Below are 8,027 nucleotides of genomic sequence, written 5' to 3'. Positions count from 1 at the left end.
CGCGCACCGTGGCCTCAGCTCCCCTTGCCGTCGTCGCCGCTGCCCGGGCCGTCCTGCGCCGCGGAGCCGGCCGCCCCGGGGGCCCGGTCGCCGTCGCGGGGGGCGGCCCGGCCGGTGGTCTTCCTGCTGCGACCGGCCCCTGAACGCGCCCTGGTGGCGGCCGACTTGGTGCCACCCGCCGCCTTCTTCGCGGCGGCCTTCGGGCCACCCCGGGCCCCGGCCTTCGCCCCCGCCTCCGGCGCCGCCTGCGGGTCCTGCCCCTCCGGGGGCCGGGCCTCCGCCCCCCGCGCCCCTGCCTCCCCCGCCTCCGCAGCCTCTACCTTCGGCGCCTTCGCCCCTGCCTCCTCCGGCTCCGCCTCCGCCGCATCGCGTTCCGGTGCCGCCTCCGGAGGGCGGGTGGTCGTCGGCGGCCGTGGCGCCCCCGGCGCCCCGAACGGCACCGCCGTCACCTCCGGCCGCCGCACCGGCTTCGCCGGCCTCGGCTCCTCATGGCCGTCCAGCAGCACCAGCGAGGCCTGGTACACGACCGACAGCGCGTACGGGGTGTTGTTGAACATGCCCCAGAGCTTGGAGGTCTCGTCGACGTCCATCTGGGTCGGTGTGAACCGGACCCGCTGCAACGCCTCGGCGAGATCGCTGCCCGCCAGGTACGGGCGCTGCACCGCCTCCTCGATCAACTCCTGGGGCAGCACCGGGATTTCGTGCAGGGTGCGCACCACGCTGCCGATCAGCCGCTGGCCGACCAGCTCGGTCTCCTCGCCGTACGCGCTGATCAGGAAGTGCAGGTCGATCGCGGCGGCGGGCCGCTTCAGCAGCGTGCCGTCGGAGGCGCGGGTGACCAGGTCGTTGTTGCGCATCGACGGGTTGTGGGTGACCTGGTAGAGGAAGACGGTGATCGTCGGGTCGGGCGGCGGATCGGCCGGTGGTTTACGGGTCTCCACCGAGACGGCCAGGTCGATCTCGGGGTGCAGATTGTGCTCGATCAGCAGCGCGAGAGCCTGGGTGACCGTTGCGACGGCAAGTGCGTTGCTCATGAAGTCCCTCCCCGTGCAGTCGTCGTCGAACTCCCCGCCGCGGCCGGCACCGTCGCCCCCGGACGCCCCACCAGCAGATCCCCCGCCCCCCGATACACGTCAGTTCGCCCTCTCCCCGCGCGCCAGATAGTCCGTCAGGCTCAGCGACGGCGCCCGCCGCCCGGTGCCCGCCGGCCGCCCGCCCGCAGCGGGCCGCTCCGTACCGGCCGCGCTGACCTCCAGGCGGCCGATCTGGACGTGCACCACCCGCTCGGCGGGCCGCTGCCCGCGTCGCCCGGCCGCCGCGGCGCGCGCCTCGGGCCGGGCCGTGGGCACCGCGTCCGTACGGGGCCGCAGCGCCGGAGCGGCGGCCGGGGCAGCGGGCTCTGGGTGTCCGGCGACGGGCGCGGACGCCGGCGTCCGCGCCGGTCCGTCCTCGCCGCCGGCCCGGCCCCCCGACCGCCGGTGCGGGCGGACCGCATCGGGTACGGCGGTGCGCGGCCCGGCAACCGGCGGGGCGGCCGGCCGCCCCGGTGGAGCCGCGGGCCGTGGAGCGCCCCGGCCCCGGTCCGGGGTGTCCTGGTGCGGGGCCTCGGCCCGGACGACCGTCTCCCGGTCGGTGGTCCTCAACTCCCGCTCGTGGTGCACCGGTTCCCCCGGAAGCGCCGCGGGCAGCGGCGCCCGCGGGTACAGCGGCGCCGGCGCCTCCGGCCCGGCCGGCGCGCCGCCCAGTGCCTCGATGCGCTCGAACGGGCCGGGCAGCCGCGGCCGGACCAGGGTGCGCCGGGAGGCGCCCGCACGGCCGGCCGGGCCACCGTCCGGCGGCCCCGCGAAGGGGTCCGCGGGCGCCGGCGGGGCGTACCGCGCCAGCAGCCGGCCGAAATAGTCGTCAGGCATCGGCGCACAGCTCCAGGTAGTAGCGGCGGCGCAGCGGGCTCAGCGCCAGGATCTGGGGCTCGCTCCAGCCGTAGGCGGAGGCGAGCAGATGGACGTCCAGAAGCACATCGCGGGCCCAGGCGTCGAGTTCGGTCCACAGGTACGCGGCGATGTCCAACTCGGCGGGGGTGGCCGCGCCGCACTCCGGGCAGGCGATGTTCAGCGTCACCTCGGCGGCCGGGTCGGCCTCCTCGGCTGCCTCGGCGAACCGCTTCAGTACCGCCCCGGGCAGCCGGGACAGCTCCTCGCCGGAGGCCGCACGTCCGCCCCGTACGGCCGAGAGCGCGCAGCGGGCGCCCAGTAGCTGCCGGCCGTGCTCCGCATCGCGCGCGGCGGACGACACCGCGGCCAGGTCGGCCGGGCCCGGCAGCCGGAAGTGCACCACCCAGTCGCCCTCCGCTACCCGCAGGCCGTCCTCGGGCGCCCCCGGGCGGGCGGCGCCCAGCGCGGTGGCGTCCAGCTCGAACTCCATCGCCGCGCCGCAGTCGGCGTCCGCGCAGTCGAGCACGACCTGCATCCGGTCGCCGAACAGCGCCCGCCGCAGCGCGAACAGGTCGGCCGTCCGCTCCCCGAGGGGCACCGACGACAGCGCGTCGGTGCCGGCCCCGGGGCGCGCGGCGCGGTGCAGCAACAGGGCCCGGTCACTGGCCGGCTGGGCCAGCCCGGCCTCCCAGGTGGCCAGCAGTTCCGCGGGCCCGGTGACCGCCATTCCTCACCTCGTCCGGTGCCGGTGCACCTCGGCGGAGGTGCAGTGGTGCGGGTGCCTTTCGGGCCGGTTCACGCCGGATGCGTGAACGACGGCTCCTCCGGCTCCGGGACCTCGTAGTCGCGCTCCCAGCCCTCGCACTCCAGCTTCAGGCTCTGGATGGCGACGGCATTGGCGTTGGCGTCCATCTCGCCCAGGACTTGGTACTCGCTCGGCCAGGAGCGGTAGATCTTGTGCGAGACGGCGACCTGCCCGGCCTCGTTGAGGACCTGGATGACGAGGTCCTTGCGGAAGTCGGCCAGCGAGACCTCGGCGCCGAGACCGGCGCCGACCTGCCAGACCTTGTTGGCCCAGCGGTCGAACTCCGGGTCGTGGGTGACCCCGCGCTCCAGGGTGATGCCCTCGAACTCCGAGCGCCCCGGCGACTTGCGCGGGGAGCTGGGGTCGCCGCCGTTGCGGTGCTTGACGACCTCGGTGGTGCGCTTGAGCGGGCTGATCTTGCTGACTCCGGCGACCGTACGACCGTCCCACAGGACCAGGAACTTGAAGTTCTTGTACGGGTCGAAGCGATGGGCGTTGATCTGGAACTCAGCCATCGGATTCCTTCACGTCTGTTGTCCCGTTGGTGTTCCGTTCCCTGTTTCCCGTGCGGTCTCAGCCGTCGGTCTGCCCCGCCAGCTGCTGGATCTTGACGATCACGAACTCGGCGGGCCGGACGGGCGCGATGCCGACCACGACGTTGACGATCCCGTTCTCGATGTCCTGGGCGGTGGTGGTGTCCCGGTCGCACTTGACGAAGTACGCCTGGCGCGGGGTGCTCCCCTTGAACGCGCCCTTCTCGAAGAGGGAGTGCAGGTAGGCCGAGGCGCTCAGCCGGATCTGCTGCCAGAGCTGCTCGTCGTTGGGCTCGAAGACGACCCACTGCAGGCCCCGCAGCAGGGACTCCTCGATGTGCAGGGCCAGCCGTCGCACCGGTACGTAGGTCCACTCGCTGTCGCGGGCGTCGGTGCCCTCCAGCGTGCGGGCGCCCCACACCAGCGGGCCGACCACGGGGAAGGTGCGCAGGCAGTTGATGCCCAGCGGGTTGAGCAGCCCGTTCTCCCGCTCGGTCAGCCGCACGCTCAGCGCGTGCACGCCCGCCAGTCGGGCCTCGGTCCCGGCCGGTGCCTTCCACACGCCGCGCTCGCCGTCGGTGCGGGCGATCACGCCGGCGACCGCGCCGGACGGCGGGAAGGAGCGCAGCCGCCCGGAGAGCGGATCGGTGAGCTCCAGGTGCGGGAAGTAGAGGGCGGAGTGGTTGCCGCGGACCGGGTCGAAGGCGGCGATGCCGGCCCGGGCGGCGTCCACGCTGCCCCAGGCGGAGGGCGCGTCGACGAGCAGGAAGATCCGGCGCTCCCGGCACAGCCGCTCGGCCGCCGAGATCACCGTGATCATGTCCTCGGTGTGCTCGTACGAGGCGAGCTCGGGCAGCGCGAGGAGGTTGACGTCATGGACGTCGCGCAGGGCCTGTAGGCCGCTCTTGCGGGCCTCGCTGCCGATGAGGTCGCGCGGGCCGGGCGGGTCGCCGTCCTCGCCGCCGCACAGCGGGAAGACCGGCGGATTGACGGAGGCCTCCAGCCCGAGGTCGTTGGCGCACTCGCCCAGGAAGCGGACCACGTCGTGCGGGTCGGTGGAGCCAGCCACGACCTGGATGCGGCGGCCGAACGGGGTGACCTCGGCGCCGGCGAAGGCGTGCTTGCCCGGTGCGTCGGGCAGGGCGCGCAGCTTGTGCTCCAGCAGGAGGGCGAGCTCGGTGACGGTGCAGGGCGCCTCGCCGTCGCAGTCCGGGTCGTAGAGGGTGAACTCGCGCTCGACGTCGCCGATCTTGACCGTGAGGTCGACGTTCAGGTCGGGGAGCTCGTGATGGAAGGCCTTGGAGACGGTGCCGGAGGGGTCCGGGCGGCCCTCACCGACGACCGAGACGCGGATCAGGGTGGAGCCGGCGTTGATCACCGTTTCGGCGTAGCGGCCGTGACCGGGATCCATCGACAGCCCGGAGTAGCTCTCCCGGCCGGCGCCGTGGGCGTCGAGGACGTGGAGGTTGAAGGTCTCGTCCGAGGAGGGGCCGTCATAGTCGACGGCCACCCGCAGGCCGGAGCCCCACACCCCCGGTTCCCTGGCGTGCACCTCCAGCACCGGGCACTGGCTGTGGCCCTCGGTGGACTCCAGGGTGACGTGCGCTTCCTTGCCGCTGCCGGCTTTGGTGACCCGTACGACGACGGCGACCGTGCCGCCGTTGGCGAAGAACTGGTGGACGGCGTAGGCGAGGGGACTGTGCGAGGTCAGACCGCCGAAGCGGCGCTCGAAGTCGGCGAAGCTGGTGATCCGCACCGGCTGGTTGAGCGGGCCGCGCCGGGTGTGACCGACGAATGCGGTGACGGACGTGGTGACGGTGGTGATGCTGCGGACGCTGCTGGGAAGCTCTTCGACATAAACGCCGGGATAGGTCGTATGTGTCGGCATTCCCCCTCCAATCCCTTCAGGCACCGAGTGTGACGACACCAAGAAATCGAGAAGGGGGGAGGAGCAGCGGTGTGGAAGAGCCCGTGGCCGCCCCCCGGCCGTGGTGGGGCATGCTCCCCGCTACCCATCAAGTTCCCCCGTCTGCACCCGGTGCGGGGTGGTCCGTCGACCGGCCCGCACGGGACCAAGCCCGAAGCTTGTGACTCCTGATGCGTAAGTATCCGTAAGTGCTCAACTCAGTTTCTTCGTACGGGAGTTGGCGGGTCAAGAGGCCCTTTCCGGACACCGCCTGCGGAGGTCCTGTGACGGCTCCGCGCACTCCCTTCGCAAACGGATGCCCCGGCTGGCGGAAGTGGAATCGCTCGACAGGGGGCGCATCGGGGCGTACCGGGAGGAGTCTCCGGGTGGCGTGCGGGGCGGGGGTGCGCGGGGCGCGGCCCCGCCCCGCCGGCCGCCGGCGCGGTCCCGAAAAGCCCCGGACGACATGCGGAAATCCCGAGGAGGCGTAACTTGGCCAAAAGATCTGTGACCGTAATCACCGCCGGAGTGTGATCTGCGATTTAGGGGCGCACGTCCCGCGGCGATAACCTGCGAGACGGACATGCCGCGTATTCGGTCACCGTGTACGCCTCCCTCAGTGACAGCGCCGTCACGTTGCCCTTCGCGGCACGCCCATCGCAGACGAACGAACCGCGATCACTACGGCGATTCTGAGAAGACAAGGGACGGACGCGCGTGGACCTGTTCGAGTACCAGGCGAGGGACCTCTTCGCCAAGCACGGTGTACCGGTGCTGGCCGGTGAAGTCATCGACACGCCTGAGGCAGCCCGCGAGGCGACCGAGCGGCTGGGCGGCAAGTCCGTCGTCAAGGCGCAGGTGAAGGTCGGCGGCCGTGGCAAGGCCGGCGGCGTCAAGCTGGCCGGCACCCCCGATGAGGCCGTCGCCCGCGCGACGGACATCCTCGGCATGGACATCAAGGGCCACACGGTCCACAAGGTGATGATCGCCGAGACCGCTCCGGAGATCGTCGAGGAGTACTACGTCTCGTACCTCCTCGACCGCACCAACCGCACCTTCCTGGCCATGGCCTCCGTCGCCGGCGGCATGGACATCGAAGAGGTCGCGGAGAAGACCCCCGAGAAGCTCGCCAAGATCCCGGTCGACGCCAACGAGGGCGTCAGCAAGGAGAAGGCGCAGGAGATCGTCGCCGCGGCGAAGTTCCCCGCCGAGGTCGCCGACCAGGTCGCCGACGTCCTGGTCACCCTGTGGGAGACCTTCATCGCCGAGGACGCGCTCCTCGTCGAGGTCAACCCGCTCGCGAAGGTCGCCGGCGGTGACGTCATCGCCCTGGACGGCAAGGTGTCGCTGGACGCCAACGCCGAGTTCCGCCAGCCCGAGCACGAGGCGCTGGAGGACAAGGACGCGGCCAACCCGCTCGAGGCCGCGGCCAAGGCCAAGGGCCTGAACTACGTCAAGCTCGACGGCCAGGTCGGCATCATCGGCAACGGCGCGGGTCTCGTCATGAGCACCCTGGACGTCGTCGCGTACGCCGGTGAGAACCACAACAACGTCAAGCCCGCCAACTTCCTCGACATCGGTGGCGGCGCCTCCGCCGAGGTCATGGCGAACGGCCTGGAGATCATCCTCGGCGACCCGGACGTGAAGTCCGTGTTCGTCAACGTCTTCGGTGGCATCACCGCCTGTGACGAGGTCGCCAAGGGCATCGTGCAGGCGCTGGAGCTGCTCAAGTCCAAGGGCGAGGACGTCAGCAAGCCCCTGGTCGTGCGCCTCGACGGCAACAACGCGGAGCTGGGTCGCCAGATCCTGTCGGACGCCAACCACCCGCTGGTCCAGCGCGTGGACACCATGGACGGCGCGGCCGACAAGGCCGCCGAGCTGGCTGCGAAGTAAGGGACGAGGACACTTAAACCATGGCTATCTTCCTGACCAAGGAAAGCAAGGTCATCGTCCAGGGCATGACCGGTGCCACGGGCATGAAGCACACCAAGCTGATGCTCGGTGACGGCACCAACATCGTCGGTGGTGTCAACCCGCGCAAGGCCGGCACCAGCGTCGACTTCGACGGCACCGACGTGCCCGTCTTCGGCTCGGTCGCCGAGGCGATGGAGAAGACCGGCGCCGATGTGTCCGTCCTCTTCGTGCCGCCGGCCTTCGCCAAGGCCGCCGTCGTCGAGGCGATCGACGCGGAGATCCCGCTGGCCGTCGTGATCACCGAGGGCATCGCGGTGCACGACTCCGCCGCCTTCTGGGCGTACGCGAAGTCCAAGGGCAACAAGACCCGCATCATCGGCCCGAACTGCCCCGGCCTGATCACCCCCGGCCAGTCCAACGCCGGCATCATCCCGGGCGACATCACCAAGCCCGGCCGCATCGGTCTGGTGTCGAAGTCCGGCACGCTGACCTACCAGATGATGTACGAGCTGCGTGACATCGGCTTCTCGTCCGCCGTCGGCATCGGTGGCGACCCGGTCATCGGCACCACCCACATCGACGCGCTCGCCGCGTTCGAGGCCGACCCCGACACCGACCTGATCGTGATGATCGGCGAGATCGGCGGCGACGCCGAGGAGCGTGCGGCCGACTTCATCAAGGCCAACGTCACCAAGCCGGTCGTCGGCTACGTCGCGGGCTTCACCGCGCCCGAGGGCAAGACCATGGGCCACGCCGGCGCCATCGTCTCCGGCTCCTCCGGCACCGCCCAGGCGAAGAAGGAGGCCCTTGAGGCCGCCGGCGTCAAGGTCGGCAAGACCCCGTCGGGCAGCTGCGTGATCTGGCGGAGGCCGCGACCGATGCGCTGACCGTCGACGACGGCCTGGACACCGTCAAGAAGCTCTACGACCTGGGCGGTG

General features: G+C 71.7%; 7 protein-coding genes. 2 read left to right on the top strand and 5 right to left on the bottom strand.

The genetic code is table 11. The features are described from left to right. Positions 1 to 14 precede the first annotated feature (14 nt). The 5 genes from AB0G84_RS30275 to AB0G84_RS30255 form a co-directional block, all read right to left on the bottom strand. Positions 15 to 1,034 carry a DUF4255 domain-containing protein gene (locus tag AB0G84_RS30275; RefSeq protein ID WP_361327749.1) on the bottom strand — a complete coding sequence of 340 codons (1,020 nt, stop codon included), beginning with the start codon at positions 1,032 to 1,034 and terminating at the stop codon, positions 15 to 17. A 99-nt stretch (positions 1,035 to 1,133) separates the two neighbouring features. Further along, complete coding sequence (locus AB0G84_RS30270; RefSeq protein WP_361327746.1) at positions 1,134 to 1,910, bottom strand: hypothetical protein; 777 nt, start codon at positions 1,908 to 1,910, stop codon at positions 1,134 to 1,136. Beyond that, on the bottom strand, positions 1,903 to 2,658 hold the full coding sequence (locus AB0G84_RS30265; RefSeq protein ID WP_361327743.1) for a hypothetical protein: 756 nt from the start codon (positions 2,656 to 2,658) through the stop codon (positions 1,903 to 1,905). Before AB0G84_RS30265 ends, AB0G84_RS30270 begins: the two co-directional genes overlap by 8 nt. A 68-nt stretch (positions 2,659 to 2,726) precedes the next feature. Then, a complete protein-coding gene (locus tag AB0G84_RS30260; protein WP_361327740.1) occupies positions 2,727 to 3,251 on the bottom strand; it encodes a phage tail protein in 525 nt (174 codons plus the stop codon). A 58-nt stretch (positions 3,252 to 3,309) separates the two neighbouring features. Then, positions 3,310 to 5,157: a phage tail sheath C-terminal domain-containing protein gene (locus AB0G84_RS30255; RefSeq protein ID WP_361327737.1), complete on the bottom strand. Its 1,848-nt coding sequence runs from the start codon at positions 5,155 to 5,157 to the stop codon at positions 3,310 to 3,312. A gap of 735 nt (positions 5,158 to 5,892) precedes the next feature. On the opposite strand from AB0G84_RS30255, the gene sucC reads away from it, so the two are divergent. Together sucC and sucD are read left to right on the top strand one after the other, a co-directional pair. Continuing rightward, positions 5,893 to 7,068, top strand: coding sequence for an ADP-forming succinate--CoA ligase subunit beta (sucC, locus tag AB0G84_RS30250; RefSeq protein ID WP_361327734.1), 1,176 nt, complete (start codon positions 5,893 to 5,895; stop codon positions 7,066 to 7,068). 20 nt (positions 7,069 to 7,088) lie between these two features. Next, positions 7,089 to 7,976: a succinate--CoA ligase subunit alpha gene (gene sucD / locus AB0G84_RS30245; protein ID WP_361327731.1), complete on the top strand. Its 888-nt coding sequence runs from the start codon at positions 7,089 to 7,091 to the stop codon at positions 7,974 to 7,976. The last annotated feature ends 51 nt before the right edge of the window (positions 7,977 to 8,027 follow it).

This window comes from Streptomyces sp. NPDC020742 (assembly GCF_040641675.1).
In the GTDB taxonomy this organism is placed as follows: Bacteria; Actinomycetota; Actinomycetes; order Streptomycetales; family Streptomycetaceae; genus Streptomyces.
Note: the sequence above shows the minus strand (reverse complement) of the source record. Positions and strands in the feature narration are given on the sequence as shown.

Excerpts from the sequence above, each read along its gene's own strand:
- AB0G84_RS30275 (WP_361327749.1), bottom strand. The coding sequence starts at position 1,034 with ATGAGCAACGCACTTGCCGTCGCAACGGTCACCCAGGCTCTCGCGCTG.
- AB0G84_RS30270 (WP_361327746.1), bottom strand. The coding sequence starts at position 1,910 with ATGCCTGACGACTATTTCGGCCGGCTGCTGGCGCGGTACGCCCCGCCG.
- AB0G84_RS30265 (WP_361327743.1), bottom strand. The coding sequence starts at position 2,658 with ATGGCGGTCACCGGGCCCGCGGAACTGCTGGCCACCTGGGAGGCCGGG.
- AB0G84_RS30260 (WP_361327740.1), bottom strand. The coding sequence starts at position 3,251 with ATGGCTGAGTTCCAGATCAACGCCCATCGCTTCGACCCGTACAAGAAC.
- AB0G84_RS30255 (WP_361327737.1), bottom strand. The coding sequence starts at position 5,157 with ATGCCGACACATACGACCTATCCCGGCGTTTATGTCGAAGAGCTTCCC.
- sucD (WP_361327731.1), top strand. The coding sequence starts at position 7,089 with ATGGCTATCTTCCTGACCAAGGAAAGCAAGGTCATCGTCCAGGGCATG.